At 50.3% G+C, this 19,519-nt stretch carries 18 protein-coding genes; 10 read left to right on the top strand and 8 right to left on the bottom strand.

From position 1 onward, the window contains the following. Positions 1-12 precede the first annotated feature (12 nt). Complete coding sequence (locus ACJJIR_RS18315; protein WP_444906413.1) at positions 13-915, top strand: EamA family transporter; 903 nt, start codon at positions 13-15, stop codon at positions 913-915. Between the two features lie 10 nt (positions 916-925). Here the strand turns inward: ACJJIR_RS18315 and metG are convergent, their stop codons facing one another. Further along, on the bottom strand, positions 926-2,953 hold the full coding sequence (gene metG / locus ACJJIR_RS18310; RefSeq protein ID WP_444906412.1) for a methionine--tRNA ligase: 2,028 nt from the start codon (positions 2,951-2,953) through the stop codon (positions 926-928). Positions 2,954-3,164: 211 nt separating this feature from the next. On the opposite strand from metG, the gene apbC reads away from it, so the two are divergent. Together apbC and ACJJIR_RS18300 are read left to right on the top strand one after the other, a co-directional pair. Then, positions 3,165-4,316, top strand: a complete 1,152-nt coding sequence (gene apbC / locus ACJJIR_RS18305) for an iron-sulfur cluster carrier protein ApbC (protein WP_413664391.1) — start codon at positions 3,165-3,167, stop codon at positions 4,314-4,316. Positions 4,317-4,908: 592 nt separating this feature from the next. Continuing rightward, on the top strand, positions 4,909-5,301 hold the full coding sequence (locus ACJJIR_RS18300) for a hypothetical protein (RefSeq protein ID WP_282934259.1): 393 nt from the start codon (positions 4,909-4,911) through the stop codon (positions 5,299-5,301). Between the two features lie 8 nt (positions 5,302-5,309). Here the strand turns inward: ACJJIR_RS18300 and trhO are convergent, their stop codons facing one another. Further along, positions 5,310-6,311 carry an oxygen-dependent tRNA uridine(34) hydroxylase TrhO gene (gene trhO / locus ACJJIR_RS18295; protein ID WP_444906411.1) on the bottom strand — a complete coding sequence of 334 codons (1,002 nt, stop codon included), beginning with the start codon at positions 6,309-6,311 and terminating at the stop codon, positions 5,310-5,312. 197 nt (positions 6,312-6,508) lie between these two features. Here trhO and ACJJIR_RS18290 point away from each other — a divergent pair, with 197 nt between their 5' ends. Next, positions 6,509-6,769: a hypothetical protein gene (locus ACJJIR_RS18290; protein WP_108731798.1), complete on the top strand. Its 261-nt coding sequence runs from the start codon at positions 6,509-6,511 to the stop codon at positions 6,767-6,769. A 203-nt stretch (positions 6,770-6,972) separates the two neighbouring features. Further along, complete coding sequence (locus ACJJIR_RS18285; RefSeq protein WP_444906410.1) at positions 6,973-7,506, top strand: hypothetical protein; 534 nt, start codon at positions 6,973-6,975, stop codon at positions 7,504-7,506. A gap of 92 nt (positions 7,507-7,598) precedes the next feature. Here the strand turns inward: ACJJIR_RS18285 and ACJJIR_RS18280 are convergent, their stop codons facing one another. From ACJJIR_RS18280 to ydiJ, 3 genes are all read right to left on the bottom strand, one after another. Next, a complete protein-coding gene (locus ACJJIR_RS18280; RefSeq protein WP_238152122.1) occupies positions 7,599-8,003 on the bottom strand; it encodes a 3D domain-containing protein in 405 nt (134 codons plus the stop codon). Positions 8,004-8,509: 506 nt separating this feature from the next. Continuing rightward, positions 8,510-9,247, bottom strand: a complete 738-nt coding sequence (locus ACJJIR_RS18275) for a tetratricopeptide repeat protein (protein WP_282934256.1) — start codon at positions 9,245-9,247, stop codon at positions 8,510-8,512. A gap of 74 nt (positions 9,248-9,321) precedes the next feature. After that, the gene (gene ydiJ, locus ACJJIR_RS18270; protein WP_444906409.1) at positions 9,322-12,357 is read right to left on the bottom strand and encodes a D-2-hydroxyglutarate dehydrogenase YdiJ; all 3,036 of its coding nucleotides are present in this window, start codon (positions 12,355-12,357) and stop codon (positions 9,322-9,324) included. A gap of 242 nt (positions 12,358-12,599) precedes the next feature. Here ydiJ and ACJJIR_RS18265 point away from each other — a divergent pair, with 242 nt between their 5' ends. The 3 genes from ACJJIR_RS18265 (at position 12,600) to ACJJIR_RS18255 (ending at position 15,984) form a co-directional block, all read left to right on the top strand. Continuing rightward, positions 12,600-13,562: a YbgA family protein gene (locus ACJJIR_RS18265; protein ID WP_108731802.1), complete on the top strand. Its 963-nt coding sequence runs from the start codon at positions 12,600-12,602 to the stop codon at positions 13,560-13,562. A gap of 74 nt (positions 13,563-13,636) precedes the next feature. Further along, entirely contained in the window at positions 13,637-14,512 is an 876-nt protein-coding gene (locus ACJJIR_RS18260; protein ID WP_444906408.1) for a MerR family transcriptional regulator, read from the top strand. After that, positions 14,509-15,984 (top strand): cryptochrome/photolyase family protein, encoded by a 1,476-nt coding sequence (locus ACJJIR_RS18255; RefSeq protein ID WP_444906407.1) that lies wholly within the window; start codon positions 14,509-14,511, stop codon positions 15,982-15,984. The genes ACJJIR_RS18260 and ACJJIR_RS18255 overlap by 4 nt, the downstream gene beginning before the upstream one ends. A gap of 21 nt (positions 15,985-16,005) precedes the next feature. Here ACJJIR_RS18255 and ACJJIR_RS18250 read toward each other — a convergent pair whose 3' ends face one another. Next, on the bottom strand, positions 16,006-16,206 hold the full coding sequence (locus ACJJIR_RS18250) for a CPXCG motif-containing cysteine-rich protein (protein ID WP_413664399.1): 201 nt from the start codon (positions 16,204-16,206) through the stop codon (positions 16,006-16,008). A gap of 139 nt (positions 16,207-16,345) precedes the next feature. Between ACJJIR_RS18250 and ACJJIR_RS18245 the strand changes: the two genes are divergently transcribed. Together ACJJIR_RS18245 and ACJJIR_RS18240 are read left to right on the top strand one after the other, a co-directional pair. Continuing rightward, positions 16,346-16,819, top strand: a complete 474-nt coding sequence (locus ACJJIR_RS18245; RefSeq protein ID WP_444906406.1) for a hypothetical protein — start codon at positions 16,346-16,348, stop codon at positions 16,817-16,819. Positions 16,820-17,011: 192 nt separating this feature from the next. Then, complete coding sequence (locus ACJJIR_RS18240; RefSeq protein WP_444906405.1) at positions 17,012-17,452, top strand: YqaA family protein; 441 nt, start codon at positions 17,012-17,014, stop codon at positions 17,450-17,452. A 127-nt stretch (positions 17,453-17,579) separates the two neighbouring features. Here ACJJIR_RS18240 and ACJJIR_RS18235 read toward each other — a convergent pair whose 3' ends face one another. Together ACJJIR_RS18235 and ACJJIR_RS18230 are read right to left on the bottom strand one after the other, a co-directional pair. Beyond that, complete coding sequence (locus ACJJIR_RS18235; protein ID WP_444906404.1) at positions 17,580-18,212, bottom strand: 2OG-Fe dioxygenase family protein; 633 nt, start codon at positions 18,210-18,212, stop codon at positions 17,580-17,582. Positions 18,213-18,402: 190 nt separating this feature from the next. Beyond that, positions 18,403-19,332 (bottom strand): S41 family peptidase, encoded by a 930-nt coding sequence (locus ACJJIR_RS18230; protein WP_444906403.1) that lies wholly within the window; start codon positions 19,330-19,332, stop codon positions 18,403-18,405. Positions 19,333-19,519 lie beyond the last annotated feature (187 nt).

Here is a 19,519-nt window from a genome sequence, read left to right as displayed (position 1 = left end):
AAGAGGGCCTCTATGGGAATATCGTTTACCGCTGCCAGTCTTGTTTTAATTTCTGCATTTCTACACGCGGGTTGGAATTTACTGGGGAAGTCCCGCACACCAACTCCCGCCTTTTTTTGTATCGCGACTCTCAGTGTTGGAATTTTTCTTTTACCGCTAAATTTTTGGTTGCTATATCAGGTTGATTCACTCCCGCGAAGTTTTTGGATCCTCCTTATCGGTAGTGGTTTTTTTCAAATGATTTATATGGGGGGCTTATCCCTCGCCTACCAGCGAGCCAATATGGGATTGGTCTATCCCGTTGCTCGAGCATTGCCGGTATTGCTGGTTGCACTGGCAACGGTATTGTTGGGGCAATCGTTGCCTCCACTCGCCTGGGTGGGAATGCTGTTGGTGACAATTGGCTGCCTGCTGGTACCGCTGGTGTATTTCCGCGAGTGGCACTGGAGAGCTTATTGGCGCGCGGACTGCGCCTGGGCGCTGGTAGCAGCCATTGGCACTGTGGGCTATTCACTGGCGGATAAAGGGGCGCTGATTTACCTGGGGGATGCTGCGGGAGGCACTATCCCTGCGCTTGTTCTGGCCTACAGCTATTTGGGGATGCAGTTTCTCGCCTGTGGTGTATGGCTGCTTCTGGGGTGCCTGGGGCAGAGTGGCACTGCGCCATTGATCCAAAGTTTTCGGGATTTGAAGGTCGGGGCTCTGACCGGTGCCATGATGGGAGCGACTTACGGCCTGGTACTGCTGGCGATGACAATGACTGAAAATGTGAGTTATGTAGTCGCCCTAAGGCAGTTGAGTATTCCCCTGGGCGTGGGTTTGGCGGTCTGGTTACTCAAGGAGCCGGCACACAGGCCCCAGCTGCTGGGAGTGGGGCTGGTGTGTGCCGGCTTGATTGCAGTTTCCCTGCGTTAGCGCAGGGAAATTACATTACGCGCATACCGGGTTTGGCGCCCTCGTGGGGCTCCAGTATCCACAGGTCCTTACCTCCGGGACCCGCTGCCAGAACCATACCCTCACTGACACCAAAGCGCATTTTACGCGGCGCCAGGTTAGCGACCATAACGGTGTGCTTACCTTCCAGGTCTTCAGGGGCGTAGGCGCTTTTAATACCGGCAAATACCTGGCGGGTTTCGCCGCCCAGGTCCAGGGTTAAGCGCAGCAGTTTACCGGCGCCTTCAACATGCTCAGCTTTGGCGATCAGGGCGATCCTCAAGTCTACTTTGGCGAAGTCATCAAACTGGATTTCCTCAGCAATGGGGTCCTCCGCCAGAGGGCCGGTAGCAGCTTTGGTTTCCGCTTGTAGCTGGGCCAGGGATTCCGCAGCCGCATCCATAACCGCATCTACCTGGGTTTTCTCCACCCGTTGCAGCAGCGGCTTGAACTTCTTGATTTCGTGATCTGTCAGCGGTTTGGTTGCGCTGTTCCAGTCCAGCTCACTGTTGAGGAACTCCGCCGCTTTTTGTGCAGTGTTGGGCAATACCGGGGCGAGCCAGGTGATCAGGGCGCGGAACATATTCACACCCTGGGAGCAAATAGCCAGAACCTCAGCTTCGGTGCCCTCCTGCTTGGCCAGGGACCAGGGAGCCTTGTCGGCGATCCAGGCGTTGGCGGCGTCGGCCAGAGCCATAATGTCGCGCATGGCGCGCGCATATTCCCGCTGCTCGTAATACTCGGCAATTCGTGGAGCTGCTTCTACAAACTGGTTCCACAATTGTTTGTCGGCCAGTCCGTCGGCCAGCTTGCCACCGGACTTGCTGACAAACTTGGCGGTGCGAGAGGCGATATTGACTACTTTACCCACCAGATCAGAGTTCACCTTGGCGATAAAATCGTCCAGGTTCAGATCCAGGTCATCGACGCCACCGGTCAGTTTGGCGGCGAAGTAGTAGCGCAAATACTCAGGGCTCAAGTGATCCAGGTAGTTGCGGGCATTGATAAAGGTGCCGCGGGACTTGGACATCTTCTTGCCGTTTACGGTAAGGAAGCCGTGTACGCAAACTTTGTTGGGGGTGCGGAAGTCCGCCGAGTCCAGCATGGCCGGCCAGAAGAGTGCGTGGAAGTTGACGATATCCTTACCGATAAAGTGATACACCTCGGCATCGCTGTCTTTTTTCCAGTAGGCCTGCCAATCCAGCCCGTTGCTGTCGCAGTAGTTTTTGAGACTGGCCATATAGCCGATGGGGGCGTCGAGCCACACGTAGAAATACTTACCTGGCGCATCGGGGATTTCGAAACCGAAGTAAGGGGCATCGCGGGAGATATCCCACTCCTGTAGGCCCTCTTCCAGCCATTCGGCCAGTTTGTTAGCCACTTCGTCCTGGAGGGTGCCGGAGCGGGTCCACTCGCGCAGGTATTCGGTGAATGCAGGCAGGGTAAAGAAGAAGTGCTCGGACTCCTTTTCTACCGGAGTGGCGCCAGAGATCGCTGATACCGGATCGATCAGTTCGGTAGGGCTGTAGGTGGCGCCACAGGCTTCACAGTTATCACCATACTGGTCGGGCGTGCTGCAGCGGGGGCAGGTTCCCTTGATATAGCGATCCGCCAAGAAAAGCTGTTTCTCTGGATCGAAAGCCTGGGTAATAGTGCGCGATGCGATGTGGCCGTTTTCGCTGAGGCGGCGGTAGATCATTGCCGACAGCTCGCGGTTTTCCTCTGAATGGGTGGAGTGGTAGTTGTCCACACCAATTAGGAAGTCGGCGAAGTCGCGCTCGTGTTCTGCCTGCATATTGGCGATATGCTGTTCCGGGGTCAGGCCCAGTTGTTCAGCCTTCAGCATAATTGCAGTGCCGTGAGCATCGTCGGCACAGATATACAGGCAGTTATTACCGCGCGCACGCTGGAAGCGGGCCCAAATATCGGTTTGGATATATTCGAGCACATGGCCCAGATGTAGGGAGCCATTGGCATAGGGCAGTGCGCTGGTGACGAGAATGTTGCGCGTATCGGACATCGGTTTTTCCATCGCTGTGGGGTTGCGGCCAAGGACTCACGGAGAGTGGGCCGAAGATCGTCAAAAGACCGCGGAATATAGCAGATTTGCACTATGTCGTGGAGGGATCAAGCTGGCTTATGTGAATCCTTGTTTGGCTGCTGTGGCTGGTGTTAGGCCGCGTCATCCGACACAATGCGAGCCAATCTAGAAGCGCTGAGAGGGAGATACCGTGAGCGATCATCATCACGATCATGACGAGCTGTCACAGGAAGTTCAGGCTGAACTGGAGCGACTGGCGGAGTGCCTCGGCCAGTTGCATGATCCTGCCAGTGGCTTGCCGCTGGATGATTTGGACGCAGAAATTGAAGTTGGGTATGAGGACGAAACTGTTTTCGCCGGGATTACCCTGGGATATCCGTGTGCGAGCCAGGAGGCAGATTGGCACCAGCGGGTGGAGGAGAGCTGTCAGCCGCTGTTGAAAGCCGGGCCCCTCAAAGGCTCCAAGTTGCAGTTTGAGCTGTTCAGCGATATTCCCGCTACGCCGACTTCCGGGGCGCCGGAAACTCTGGCGAAGGTAAAAAACATTGTTGCTGTGGCGTCGGGCAAAGGCGGGGTTGGCAAGTCCACGACTGCTGTCAATCTGGCCCTGGCCCTGGCGGCGGAAGGTGCCCGGGTTGGTTTGTTGGATGCTGATATCTACGGCCCGAGCCTGCCCACCATGCTGGGAACTGAAGACCAGCGCCCGCATGTGAAAGAACAGAAATTCTTTGTGCCGGTAGAGGCTCACGGAATAGAGACAATGTCTCTGGGGTACCTGATGACCGAGGAGACCCCTGCGGTATGGCGCGGGCCTATGGCCAGCGGCGCGCTCAACCAGATTCTCAGTCAAACCCTGTGGGGGGAAAGTCGGGATGGGCTTGATTACCTGGTTGTGGATATGCCCCCGGGTACTGGGGATATTCAATTGACGCTGGCACAGAAAACTACCTTGGCCGGTGCGGTAATTGTAACTACCCCTCAAGACCTGGCACTAAAAGATGCCATTAAGGGCGTGGAGATGTTCCGCAAGGTATCGGTACCTGTGCTGGGTATTGTGGAAAATATGGCGCTGCATACTTGTTCCAAGTGTGGTCACAGCGAGCCAATTTTCGGTACCGGTGGCGGTGAGCGAATCGCTGCAGAGTACGATACCCATTTACTGGGAGAGCTTCCGCTGGCACAGAAAATCCGCGCCGATGTGGATAGCGGGCAACCCAGTGTTATTTCCGATCCAGATAGTGAAATTGCTGGTTTTTATTGCGAAATTGCCCGCAAGGCTGCTGCCCAGATCTGGTTAAACAGCAGTGATGACAGCGATATGCCGGAAATCGAAATAAGTTGAACCCATTCGCGATATTGATCACAAAGAAATAATTTTCTTTGTTTTTCTGTTTTTACCGGGCTCCAATATTTCTATATTGATGCAGCCCGGTGTCCCTCATTGAAGTAAGCCGTACTAGTTTGTTCCTTGTTTTATGGTACAGATTTCCTTTTAGCGATAGCCCACTTCTGTCGCGCCCTGGGTAAATTAGAATTTTCAAAATATTTCACAGAATTACCTGGTAAAAAACAGGGGTATTTTGATCGTACTAGTTACTTATTGTTTTAAAAATCATAAAGCCGATATTTTTTTGCGATATAGACCGCTTATGATTTTTAGGTGGCAGTATTTGCAGGTTTTTTGTCGCTTATTAAATGTAGTTGGGGTTGAGGGTATTAAAACGGGTTTACAGGTGCAGTATTTTCGCCGACAAACGTCAAACCCTTTATACGGATGTTGGATTGCCGTTGAGGTAGAAGTAAATATCAGGAGTGTACGAGAAAAAAGTCTGCCTTATTTCGCGTTTTCAGTACAGGTAAGACAATAAAAAGAGGCATTGCGGAAGCTGTAGTCGATAAAAATAAAAAAGACAAGCGCACGGGTGCTGTTATCAATGAATTTTCATATTAGCTATCGGCCGGCGGGTGGAATAGCGCGTGTGCTTTTTTTTGGTCCGGTGGGGTATAAGGACAAAATAGAAGCCATTGCACTACTGGTGGAAAAGTATCGCCACCGAAAACCCCTACGTGTACTACTTGACCTGCGTTATGCGCGCAGCAAAACCACACTGGAGGAACACCAGAAGTTTATTCACTTTATTGCTGAGAACCCTGTGCTGCGACGGGCATTTATCGCGGTGTTACATCCGCGAGGGCGCTGGACCTGTCCGCTGCCCAGCCATGGCTCCTGCCTGTGCAGGCTCAGTTCTAGGGAGTTCGTTGTGGAGGCCGAGGCAGAGGCCTGGCTAGCCCAGATAAAGGTCGTACCTCAGCCTCTTGCTCTCTAGGGGAGGAGTTAGGCCTGCTGGTTGCGCGCCTGTTGGGCTTCAGCCTGGCGGCGGCGCTCCTCTCTCTTTTGCTCGCGGCGGGAGACGGTTTGCGCGCGGGCGTCCTGGCCAATGTGTACTTCACCGCGCTGTTTGGCCAGCTGAATTTGCTTTTCGCGCTCGCGGAAACGGGCTCGGTCGGCTTCAGGCACCTTGTCGTGGCAGTGCGGGCAGCTTACACCCTGCTCGAACAGGGGAGATTGCTGGTCTTCCTCAGTGATGGGCATGCGGCATGCATTGCATTGATCATATTTGCCGCGTTCCAGGTTGTGGTTGACTGTCACCCGCTCATCGAAAACAAAGCACTCGCCTTCCCACAGGGATTCTTCTGCTGGGACTTCTTCCAGGTATTTCAAAATACCGCCGTGGAGGTGATATACCTCTTCAAAGCCCTGCTCTTTCATATAGGCTGTGGACTTCTCGCAGCGGATACCGCCGGTGCAGAACATGGCGACCTTCTTGTGCTTGGCCGGGTCCATATTCTCTTTTACGTACTGCGGGAACTCGCGGAAAGTCTCAGTTTCCGGGTTGATGGAATTCTTGAAAGTACCGACCTGGAATTCATAGTCATTGCGGGTGTCCACGACAACAACCTCTGGGTCGCTGATCAGGGCATTCCAGTCTTTGGGTTTGACATAGGTGCCGACGGTGCGCAGTGGATCAATGCCCTCTACACCCATGGTGACAATTTCTTTCTTTAGCTTCACTTTACTGCGCAGGAAGGGCATTGCCTGGGTGATGGACTCTTTGTAGTCCAGGTTGGCGAGGCGCTCGTCTGACTTCAAATGGGCTAATACCGCGTCGATACCTTCGCGGGAGCCGGCTACAGTGCCATTGATGCCCTCTTGGGCCAACAGCAGGGTGCCGCGAACACTGTTTTCTTGCATCACCTCCAGCAGTGGGGCGCGAAGCGTTTCAAAGTTCTCAAGGGTAACGAACTTATACAGTGCACAGACAACAAAATGGTTCATGGTACTTCCTCAGTTGCGGGCCGGATCGCAAATCCGGAGCAGAAAAAATCGCCGCGCATTTTATCGCAAAAAAAGGAGCTTGTCGTACAGTAAGCAGGCGGTCCGCACCTGCAAGAAAAGGGATTTGTAGTTGACCGTCGGGCCGCAAGTTGTCAAAGTTCTGGCCGAAATTTCAAGGTCACAGCGAGGCGAATCCCATGGGCGAAGAGTTTGCACCGAAAGAATCGGAGTTGAGCCAGATCTATCGGGAGGGCGAGGTTTCCGTCCAGATCGATATTTATGAAGATGGTGAGGGCGGCTGGCTGCTTGAAATCGTCGATGAACACAACAACTCAACCGTTTGGGAAGACGCGTTTGAGACTGAGCGGGAAGCGCTGGATGAAGCGCTCGATGCTCTTAAAGAGGAGGGGATCGCTACCTTTGTTGGGCCAGTTCAGGAAGCTGATGGCAGCTGGTAAGCCCTCTTCAGAATGAATCGGCTGACTGGCAATTCCCAGCGGGAGTTGTGGCAAAAGTCGGCTGACATTTGTTCAAACTGCTATGGTTAATGTGAGAAGGGAATCGCGACTGTGTAACAGCACACCCAATCACAGTGCCGCCGCGAGACAATGGTGGAATCCAGGTCTCCGGCGGTACTACCTAACCTGCGGTTACCCTCCCCATGAACCTGCGCTACCTTATTCTGCTGGTGACTGTATTAAGTCCACTGGTATCCGCAGAGAGCATCCGCCTTTCCAATCGACAGCTGCTCACCACTGACCTGAAAGAAGCCCGACTTATCTCCGAATTGAGTGGCTATGCCATCGTTGCCGGGCGCCATTGTCTCGATTGCGACGAGAACCTGGCAATTTATATACAGAGAGTTGGCCGCGCCAATATGGGGATAAACCCAGAGAAAATTGGTATTGAGGCTGATCGCTATACCTATCCCGGCCGCTATCTAGATTACATGACCAAGAAACTGGTGGAAAAAACCCGCATGTTTTATGGGCTCTGTCACGAGGGGCAGCCGTCGCTTTTATGGCTAACGGAATACAGGGAGGGTGAGCGCTGGGTAAAATCAGAATACTTAATATTAATTGGCGAGGATGGATTAAAACATCGCTATACCGAGAACCAGCAGCCGAGCCTGTTTTATATCGGAAATTCAAATTGTATAGAGCTAGAAGGGTTTTTAATGGAGATGGAACCCTGATTGCTTTTTGGTGGATTGGATATAAATTCTTTTAACAATAAAAAAACCCCGCTGGAGGGCGGGGTCACAAGCTCTGTTGAAATTAGGTCTAATTACTTTACGGGTTCAAAAACAATCTTCAGTTTTTTCTTGCCCCAGGCGCGGGCTTTCTTAATGTCTTTCTCCATCCAAACATCGATTCGGTTAGTAAAACGCTTGTTCATACGGTCGCGCACGGTATAGGTGCCAGGCAGACCTTCAATTTTAACTTTGGCGCCGTTAGTCAGACCGTGTTTTTCCAGGTCACGGGATACGGCGATAATTTTGTCACCGGGGCGCAGGCGGTTGTTCCAAGCTGCTACCCAGGGATCACTGTCAGTTTGTCCGGGTACAGAGTTGTAAGCAGTTGCGTCAACAATCATGGTTTTCTTAAGTGCTGCTGAGGCATTAACGCTTACACCGATAGCGAGCAAGGCAGCAATAAAAAAGGCAGTATTTCGCAGAGTCTGTTTCATCATGTCCCATTACCTCCAGGTCATAAATGGTCACAAGCCAAGGGCTGCTTGTGAAATTTCCAAGTTTGTTTGGAAATCGTTGATCAATATTTAATCAACGCTGGCTATATTACCGGCGATTCCTGAGGTATCAACTTTTTCCTGCAAAGCGAGAAAAAGCCGTATGAATTGGCGGGTTATTTACAGAAAATAAAAAAATGGCTTAATTTTCAGATATAAAGAACAATAAAATTGCACTGTATATATTTTGTACAGAAGGAAATGGCCGGATAGAACCCAGCTCCTTGGTAAATGGTTTCAAAAGAGAAAAATTGCGTGACAGCGATGTCATTCTAAAGAGTCGTGCTAGGAGTGGTGGAGGGCATTGCTTAGCATGACTGGAACAGTAAAAAATTCCTTATAAATTATTTGTGACTTATTCTCCATATATTGCTGATATGACAAAAAACAGCAGGTTTTAGCGGAAAAACCGGTGCGTCACATTAAAAAGTGCAGGGAATCCCCAGTACTTACAGCGCGGTTTCGGGGTTTTCCAGTATCGGTTCCACCTGGCTGCGCAATGCGGATAAGTAGTCACTGTCTTCCTGGAGGTCCGGCAGCTTGTGCTGCATGTCCAGCTTCACCGTTTTTTCCAACCAGATGATGGCTTCCTCCAGGTTTCCCTGCCATTCACAGACTTGCCCTAGGTTGAAATAGGTGATGGCAAGGTTCTGCCATTCCGCCTGTTCGCGCAGGCCTTGGATTGCACTCTTATATAGAAGGTAAGCCGAGCGTAAAAGATGAGCTCGCTGAGTGTGCTCCTTCTCCGTTGCTGCTTGCTGATGGTAAGTGTGTGCCATGGCTGACCGCACTCTCGCGGTGGACTGCGGTAGCACCGCGCCCTCATCCAGGTAATTGAGGACCGATTCGAACTGTGCGCGGGCAAGGGGGTAGAGGTCAGGTCGCGCTTGGGCGCTAAATGCATTGAGCACAATACCGTAGCGGTAGCGCAGGGCCTGCTGTTGATCCGGATAGTCGGACAGCGAGGAGATGGCCTTTTCGTAAAGTGGCAGTGCGTCGGCGTAGTTGCCCGTGCGGGCGTAGGTTTCAGCCTCAGTAACCAATGCCAGGGAGTGTTGGGCCTGGGATAGATGGTGCCCTAATTGTTGTTTCCCGGAGTTTGAGCTTATGGATATTGCTGCTAGCAATACGGCGATGCCAAGCAGTGCATAAAACAGCATGAGCAGGTTTGAGAGATGTTTGTGCATAGGCACTTCCCGCAGGCTACTTTGGGTGGACGGTAAGAGACCCGGAGATATGGGCCTCTTACGTCAGTAAATGCCTATTTATCCAGTTGTGCCAGTAGCCCCTGTAGCGGATGGCGCAAGGATACGCCTGCAAAGCGACTGGCCTGGCAACGACAGGAATAGCCGGTGGCCAACTGGTTTTCGCCACTGTTCAATCGGGGCGCCCAGGATTGCTGGAAAATGACTCGTGAGGTCTCTTTGTGATCTGCTTCGTGGCCATAGGTACCGGCCATACCGCAGCAGCCGAGGCTCTCGGTAGCGAGTTCCAGGCCCAGGGCAGTGAAAACATTTTGCCAGTCTTTCACCGAGGCGGTGGCATTGGTTTGTTCACTGCAATGGGGCAGAAGCTGGAAGTTGGCGGGCGCTATGCGGTGGCGCTGTTGTTCCAGGTGCTCCCGCTGGGAAGCCAGCCATTCCTGTAACAAGTGGACCTTGGGTGCCTCATCGCCCATCAGCTTTTTATACTCGGAGCGATAAGTCAGGGTCATTGAGGGGTCGATGCCCACAAGGGGAATACCGCTGGCGGCGAGGTCGTTAAGCATCTGGCTGTTTAATTCAGCGACCCTCTGGAACTGGCGCAGGAAACCGTGCACATGTAGGGGTTTGCCGTTGGCGCGGTAGGGCGCCAGCATGGGGACAAAATCGAGCTGCTTTAGCAAGCGCACGATGTCGGCAACCACTTGGGCATCAAAGTAACTGGTAAAAGCATCCTGCACTATCACCACTGCGCGACTGCGCTGTGCCGGGCCCAAGGACTCCAGGCAGGCGGCACTGGCGACAGGCACACCCAGCTCCGCCATAGTCGCTTTCAAGGTTTTTTCCGATAACAGTGGGCTGTCCACCATGCCGAACAGGCGCTCCATCAGGAAGGAAACTGGCTTGAGTTTTAGTGGCCAGTTGTATAACTGAGGTAGCTTGGCCAGGTGTGGCATCAGGAATTCCAGCCCACCGACGGCGTAATCTTTTAGCGGACGCAAATAGCGGCTGTAGTAGAGTTCGAGGAATTTGCTGCGAAACTCCGGCACATCCACTTTTATCGGGCACTGCCCTACACAGGATTTACAGGCCAGGCAGCCTTGCATCGCCTCGTTAACTTCGTGGTTGAAATCGTACTCTCCCCGGGTTTTTGCCAGGGAATTGATAATGCGCTTGGGGAGTCCGACAAAAAAGGAGCGTTCCCGCAGGCGCTGGGCACTGGAGACCGCATCGACATTTTTTTCACTGAGCAATCGCAGCCATTCGCGCATTAAAGAGGCGCGCCCCTTGGGAGAGTGAATACGGTTGCGAGTGGCCTTGTAGGAAGGGCACATGGCATCGTCGGGGTTCCAGTTAAAACAAGCGCCATTGCCGTTGCAGTGCACACCTTCCTCATAGCCCTCCCAGACCTGGGCTGGAATTTGCCGGTCCCGCTCGCCTCGGGTGGATACCTCGTCAATTTTCAGCAGCTGGCTGTCATCATTGGGGGTAGCTATTTTCCCCGGATTGAGTTGGTTGCGAGGATCGAAGGCGGCTTTGATTTTTTGCAGCTCTGGGTAGAGCTCGCCAAAAAATTCCGGTGCGTATTCAGACCTGACACCTTTCCCATGCTCCCCCCACAAAAGGCCCTTATATTTCTGTGTGAGGGCGACCACCTGATCGGTGATCGGACGAATTTGTGCGGCTTGCTGGGGGTCTTTCATATCAATTGCCGGACGCACGTGCAGCACGCCCGCATCGACATGGCCAAACATACCGTAGTCGAGATTGGCCTCATCCAATACCGCGCGGAACTCAGCGATAAAATCCGCCAGGTTTTCCGGTGGTACTGCCGTGTCTTCGACAAAGGGAATTGGGCGTTTTTCTCCCTGGGCATTCCCCAGTAAGCCCACGGCCCGTTTGCGCATGGCCCAGATTCGATTGACCTCGGCGTGGCCTCGGGCAATGGAATAGCCGAAACTTTTACCTGCTTGGCCAATAGCTTCATCAATATGAGCGGTAAATTGAGCTAGTGCCTGCTCCAATTCCTCTTCGCTATCGGCGGCGTACTCGACTAAATTAATGCCCTTGACCGGGCGATCGTCTGTTGGGAAAAATTCACTGACGCTGTGCCAGACAATATCCTCCATCGCCAGCTGCAACACTTTGCTGTCTACTGTCTCGATAGACATGGGACCGGCCAGCATCAGGTCTTTGGCGTCGCGTAGCGCCTCTTGAAAATGGTCGTACTTTAAATTGACCAAAGCGACACATTTGGGAATTGGCAACAGGTTGAGTTTTGCCTCGGCGATAAAACCCAGGGTTCCCTCTGAGCCACAGAGAACGCTATTGAGGTTAAAGCCTTTATCGTCGCGAATATGAGCCAGGTCGTAGCCGGTGAGGCAGCGGTTGAGCTTGGGAAATTTTGCTGTGATTAACTCTGCTTTTGTACGCGCGATAGAGTCACAGACTTGGTGAACCTGTGCAGAGCGTTTATCCCCGACACTAACTTGTGCCAGCTCCTCATCGTCGATCGGGGCCGAGTGCCAAATCTCACCGCCCAATAATACGGTGTGTAACTCCAGCACGTGATCGCGGGTTTTGCCGTAGACACATGAACCCTGGCCCGAGGCATCGGTATTGATCATGCCGCCAATGGTGGCCCGGTTACTGGTGGAAAGCTCCGGAGCAAAAAAGAGGCCGTGGGGTTTGAGTGCTGCATTCAGTTGATCTTTGACCACACCGGCCTGTACCCGGACCCAGCGCTTCTCAACATTGATTTCGAGGATCTGGTTCATATGGCGGGAGATATCCACAACCAGTCCATCGGTCAGGGACTGGCCGTTTGTACCGGTACCACCGCCACGGGGGGATAGCACTACCGAGTGAAACTCCTCCCTGTCAGCCAGCTCAGCGAGCAGCTGCAAGTCACGACTGTCGCGGGGATAAACAACGGCCTGGGGGAGGACCTGGTATATCGAATTATCGGTAGCCAGGACCGTGCGGCTGGCATAACTGGGGGTGGTATCGCCACGGAAACCTGCGTCCTTCAGTTCCTGCAAGAACTGCAAATAGAGCGCCTGAACCTCGTCGACTTCGCGCAATGCTGGAATCATGAGCTAATCCGTACTTTCCGGGAGGTGTGGGCCGCATCGCAGACCGGGGACTGGCGATAAGAGTGCGCGCAGCGCTAAATCTCGGAATGAACGCGGCTTTGCATTGTAGCTTTGGTTTGCATTTGCGCAAGCCACGGCGACCTTGCAGGAGATTTTCAAAAACTTATACAAAGGCAGAGCTTGTATAAGTTTTAGTGGCGGGCTATAAAAAAGGTAGGCCATTACCTGCTCACCTTGTGACTATGAATATTCAATTCCTGCCGCATAAGATTCCCGTTGGTATCAGCCGCTGTGCCGTGGGTGATCCAGTTCGATATAACGGTAGCCATAAGCACAGCAAAGTCTGCACTCAGCTGCTGGGTAATTGCTTTGATCTGCAAGCTTACTGCCCGGAAGTGGCAATAGGCTTGGGAGTGCCCCGCCCGCCAATTCACCTGATTGTCAGTGATCGCCTGCGCGCAGTTGGGCGCGATGACACCAATATCGATGTGACAGAGGACCTTGAGGCTTACGCAGATGAGATAAGCCCGGAGGTTGAGCAGTTGCGCGGTTTTATCCTGATGCAAAAGTCTCCCAGCTGCGGTGTGCGTACTACCCCCCATTACAAAGAAGATGGTCGCGGTGTACTGGCGCATTCGGCAGGTCTATTTGCTGCGCGTGTGAGAGAGAATTTTCCCCACCTCCCTATGGAGGAAGTAGGGCGACTGAATGCCAGCGATATTCGCGAGAACTTTTTAACCCGAGTATTCGCTTACGATGCCTGGCATCGCTATGTATCGCCGGATCCTCGACCCGCTAAAGTTATTGAGTTTTACACCGCTTATAAGTACCTCTTGTTAGCCCATAGCCAGCCTCTAACCCGTGCCTTGGGTCAGTTTGTTTCCAACTCTCGTGCGGTGACCCCCGAAGAGTTCGCTTATGAAATTCGTGGGCGGATTATGGATATTCTCTCCCAACATGCATCGCGCAAGGATCGAACCAATGCACTGATGCACAGCCAGGGGCATTTAAAGGGCTATTTAAGCCGGGAAGAGCGGGCTGAATTGGCCCAGCTTATCGAGGAGTACCGGCAAGGGCATAAACCGATTTCGGCGGTGCTTACTATGCTCCGTCATTACTTGCCGAGAAGCCCACACCACTTTATCCACAGCCAGGTCTTGCTCGCTGCCGAGCCGGCTGAATTAGGTTTATGTGAATTTCGATAATGAGCGTCATGTCCGACCCAGAAGTTGTTGAAAAAAACTATTTTCCGATTCGTGAGATAGCTCGGAGGACCGGGGTGCACCCCGTGACCTTACGGGCCTGGGAGCGCCGCTATGGTTTACTAAAACCCATGCGCACCAGCAAAGGGCATCGCCTTTATAGTGAAGAGGAAGTCGAGCAGATTGAAAAGGTCCTGCAATGCCTCGCCAGGGGCGTTTCCATTGGTCAAGTGCGAAACTTGTTAGCGAGAGAGCAGGACAAATTGGGGTTGCCAGCGACTACAGGCGATGGAAAAAACAATTGGCAGGCGATACTGGATGAAACCTCCAGTCTTCTCAGAGACTTTGCAGAACCCCAGCTGCGCCGCCGTCTCGATCAGTGGTTTTCCTCATTCCCTGCCGCTTTGCTATTGGAGCACTGGTTAAAACCTTTGCATGTGCGGCTTGAGCGGTTTCGCCTACCTGAAGCCCATGGAGCACAGACATTTTTCTGGCCTCTGTTAAATGAACAGCTACTCCTGGCTAATGGTATTGCCAGGAAAAACCTGGACAAAGACAAGTCCCAGGCGAAGCCCCGTATTCTTTTACTGGACATTGGCGTTCAGGGCCAACAGGCATTTATACAGATGTTTATTGCGGTACTCCTTGCCGCAGGAATAGAGGTCGTTACCCTGGCTTATCCTGCGGGATTATTGGAGCTGGGAAGTACAGTCAAAAAACTGAGTGCTCAGGGAGTGCTTTGCTATAGCCACAAGGCTCTGCCCAAAAATATTCTTGAACGTGAGCTACCAAGTGCTGTTCAGGGGATGACGGATCCTCTGTGGCTTGCGGGTGATTTTATTGAGGTGCAGCGCTTGGCTTTGGCTGATTTAAAGCAACTCCCTTTAACAAGGGTACTTGCCGGAAATACAGAGAGCGCAGTTACACAATTGCGGGAGTCTTTAAAGCTATGAGTCGCCCAGTGACTTTGCCACGTGGCCTGGTATGGCTACGCAGTGACTTACGCCTCAATGATAATTCAGCACTTTACCAAGCCAGTATGCAATGTCAGGAGGTGGCTGCTGTATTTATTGCCTGTCCGGGTACCTGGCAGAGCCAGGATGAAGGCAATCCATTGGTGACTTTTCGTATCGCCTGTTTGCGTGAATTACAAGATGGATTAGAGGAGCGCAATATACCGCTGTACTTCGTTGAAGTTCCTACTTTTGCTCAGGTTCCAGGGGTTCTTCAGCAAATAGCTGAACGCTTGAATATCAATGCTCTCTATGCGAATGCTGAATATCCTCTCAATGAGCTGCGCCGTGATAATGCAGTAAAAGATTTACTGACAAAAGAGGGGGTTCAGGTTCAATTCTACAGTGACCGCACCCTGCTTCCACCGGGAGCAGTAAGAACCGGCGGAGGGGAACCCTACAAGGTGTTTACCCCATTCAAGCGTGCACTGATTCAATTGTGTGCCGATAGTGAAATAAAAACCTTACCTAAGCCTCGGAAAATTTCTAACCGGGAAAATGGAGCACATTGGCCAAAGTGGTTTTCTTTATCTGAAGGGCAGAAATTAAGCCAAAAGATTCCAGCGCAACTGTCGACATACTCGATAGATAAGATCGACAATGAAGGCCTGATTAAAGGTTGGCAAGCAGGAGAAAAGGCGGCACTGAAACGGCTCAAGAAGTTCAGTGGAAAAATATCTGCTTATCAGGCAGAGAGAGACTTTCCAGCACTCGATAGTACCTCCTGTTTATCCCCCTACCTAAATAGTGGCGCTGTTTCGATTCGCCAATGTATAGCTATGGCGCTGGATATGAACGAGGGACGTTGGCTGGATGGAGATGATGGGGCGGCCTGTTGGATTAGCGAATTAATCTGGCGGGAGTTTTATACCCATTTGTTGGTGGACTTTCCCCGTCTGAGTAAAGGGAGGCCATTCAAGCAGGAAACTGACCAAATCCCCTGGTCCTACAATAAGGATCAGTTTGAGCGTTGGACTTTGGGGGAGACTGGGATTCCGATAGTTGATGCAGCGATGCGACAGTTAAATGAGACTGCCTGGATGCATAATCGATTGCGTATGATAGTAGCTTCATTTCTCAGTAAAAATATGCTGATAGATTGGCGCTGGGGTGAGCGCTACTTTATGCAGCGCTTAATTGATGCAGACTTTGCTTCCAACAATGGGGGCTGGCAGTGGACTGCCTCCACGGGTACTGATGCTGCACCCTATTTTCGTGTATTTAATCCTTATAGTCAGTCGCAACGTTTTGATCCCAATGGAGATTTTATCCGCAAATTTATACCTGAGCTAAAGGAGCTAAGCGACAAAGCCATACACGATCCACCGCCGACTCAAGGCTATCCTCAAGTGATTTGCGATGTGGGGGCTGGACGGAAGCGAGCGATTGAAGTTTTTGCCAATTTGAAGTGAATTTGAGTGCGACAATGCGATTTAGAACGCTTCATCCTCAGTATGAGCCACGATAGATAGCTCGCCATTTAAATCGAGTTCCACAGAGAAAACGATAGGCCTACAGCAAACTTGGCAGTCCTCAGTGTACTGTTGAGGCAAAACTGATGAATCAACCAGTATTTTTATGATTTCACCACAATAAGGGCAGTAAATACTTCTCTCAACTATTACCTCTGGCACAGGATAACTCCGTCTGGTGATTGTCAGATTTCCTTCTTTAGTCCATGCGAGTTAATAGCATAACTATACTTCAACCTTTAGTCAGTCCCCTCTAATTGCAGAGTTACTCAGAAACTCCTTAAAATAGGAAGTGGTAGCCATGAAAATTGCTATGGCGCTGTTGGTTGTCGTATTTATTGTCTTTTCATCTGAGATGTATGCAAGCTCGCGTAGTGAAGTCTCTGATCTTATTAAAAATTTCTACAGCACATTTAATAGTTCATCTCCGCCGAGTAGTTTGAAGAAGTACTTTGCTCAATCCCCTTTGTTTTTTATCGGTGAGCAGCCGGGGTTGTCTAATCATCCCGATTTAATCCCCGTAATTATCGGCCAGCTGCGTAAAACTATGGATCTAGAGACATATCCATTTTCTGGATTATATATAGAGAAAATTTATGTTTCAGAAGATGGCTCAGCAACATCGCTTGTTGTTTTTCAGCGATCCAAATCAAAAGAAAGGAGTAGGAAAGCTGCCTGCAATATCTTGTCGATAGCAAAACTGGAAGGTGGCTGGAGGATTATGGGGTGGACACTGATTTCGACTTCGGATGAGCGGGTCTGTACTTGGGCCTAAGTAAGTCTGTGTAAGGTTATGAATTCCAAAATGTGTTAACAAGGGTGAGTATAAAAAGTAGAGGCTTGTGACTAGTATCGATAACACTGATGAGGGGGGTTGTTGGGATGTCCCCCTTTTTTCGATTATAGTGGCGCAATTATAAGTATAGATAGAAGGAATGCCGAGTTTAGCTAGGCATAAGTCGTCATTATGGGGAACTTTCTTGAGTTTGGATTTTTGGGGCTTTTCGTATCAGCATTCCTGGCAGCGACCATTCTGCCGCTAAGCTCAGAAATTGTAATGACTGGTCTATTGCTCCAGGGGCTCTCCCCTTGGGCCCTGATAATAGTCGCCACTACTGGGAATGTAGCGGGCTCTCTTCTCAATTATGCATTAGGCTACTGGGCCAGCTTGGGCATGATCAAGAAATGGTTGAGAATGTCTGAAGAGGAATTTGTAAAGGCTGAAAAGAGATTTAAAAAATATGGGGTATTCTCCCTGTTTTTTTCCTGGGTGCCTATTATTGGTGATCCCCTTACCGTAATGGCTGGTATTCTAAGAATTCGCTTGGTTTGGTTTTTGTTGTTGGTTGCCATGGGTAAATGTCTACGCTATCTGGTGATTTGCTATATGGTATTGCAAGCATCTTGATATGGATATTAAGTTAATAAAAGATCTTGGTTTGGTATTTTGAGAGGATTTGAAGTTTGATTTAGGCGGTCATCTTTTTAAGCTTGAAAAAATTCTTTGGGATCTGGTTTGGGTAAGCTTCATGTTTTCATGTGGTGTTTCTATCGTTATGTAATGTAATTACCACAACATCCCTTAAAGCCTCCCCGGGAAAAAGAGGAGTGATGGGGCTTACGTAGTGTTTGAGCGACCTGTCGTTCAAAACCAAAGCTTTTCCAGGGGTTAGTGTGCCATGAAATATAATTTCATTTTCATCCAAGTTGCTGATGAATGATTCGCCTCCATTGACATTATTTCTATTAATACAATTAATCGCTACATAGTCAAACCCATCTTGATGAAAACCCTCAGGGGTGGGGTAAGCGTTGAATTCATCTGTAGCACGAACTCTTATCTGGTGGCACCCGACCTGATATTTTTTTGCCGGTATATATTGTTGGAAAATTAAGTGTCTTACAATATTTTGTGAGAATGTTCGAGCGATTGCTCCTAATGAGGGGTAGTGACGCTCTATATCCCCAAGGTACGTGTTGATTGTTTTACTCTGTATGAAGATGGTATTGTTGCTCCACTCAATTGAATTGCCACTATAGAGTCCTGAACTATATGTTCGGTAGCGATATGGATTTTGGGATTTTAGGTATTCATCTGGAGGGAGGTGGGCAAAGCTGTCCGCAAGTTCTTCAGGAATGTACTTTAGGATTTGAGTAAATTGAAACATCCAATTCGCCCTGCTACACGAATAAGATAAGGGAATGATTTTAGGTTAATGTGAGTGAAAGATTTTTACAATTATTAAGGGCTGTTTTTTTATTTATGGGGTGTTGAATTGATCTGGGAGGGGTGGCTAATAACTAGGACCCCTTCCTGAAGTAGTAGTCTGAAAAGTTATTGAAAGGGGTTAAGGTATTTTAAAGGCTGTCGAAATCCTGCAGTTTTTGTTGAATCTCTTTTAAATGTTCCGGGTGTGCAGTAGAAATTTTGGCCGCTTGTAAGGCGAGCCTATAGGCTGTTGGAAATGCTTTCTCCCGAGATGTCTCGATATCTGGTTTTACACCAGTCCCCTCCCAGTTAGTTTTGGTAATCGGATTAACTGCCTTGGCGATAGGGATTGCTATTTTAAAGCCATTCCCAAGGGGGGAGTACTGCCAGGGATTTGCCCCACCTTTGGTAGCCTCTCCAATAATGGTTGCACGGTCCAGGTGCTTTAAATAGTACGCAAAGGCCTCTGCTGCTGAGAAGGTATCGCTACTGGTTAATATATATACCGGGGTGTCTGCTACCTTTTTACCCTGAACCTTTTCCTGACTCCATATCTCTGTAACATTGCCCGCGGGCTTCCAGTGGATGCTATTGAGGTGGGTGGGTTTATCAAAAAGATAACCGCTGATAAGGCCGCCCATAAAGCCATTACCACCACCATTCTTTCTCAGGTCAAAAATAATAGCGCTGGTATCTTGGATTAATGCCATAGCTGCAGCCACTCGACCTTGGGACTCCTCGTTAACATGGTCAAACCCCCAGAAATCAATATAGCCGATGTTACCCTCTAAAACTTCGACTCGGGTAAATCCAGAATTTTTTCTACTGAGCTTACTAAACCAATCCTCGTGTTTCGGCTGCTGTTGGGGAGATTCTGGATCATCCCAGCTTACACCAAAGTGTTTATCATGCTTTGTTAAGGCGGATTTAATAATTCCAGCCACTGACTCTGTATCAGAGGCTTGCCTGAATGCCTCTGATTCTGCAACTTTATCTAATGAAGAGTGAATAGCTCCTAGGTTTTCTTGCAAGACATAGTTGGAGGCAATCTTTTTTTCGATAGAATTAATAAGCTTCAACTTCCTTTACTGATAAATTTCAGCGCCGATTGCCGTAAGTGAACAGGAAAGTAAAAGTAAGGTTAGTAATTGTTTCATCTTATCCATGATTTATATTTACTTATTGGTTTTCAGGTGTTAACGATAACACGCAATCAAGTCGTAATAGATAGTCTCGGAAGCCCAAAGCTGGTTAACATTAAGCATA

Source organism: Microbulbifer maximicatervae (SeqCode), assembly GCF_052467385.1.
This window is presented reverse-complemented; position numbering and strand designations above follow the sequence as displayed.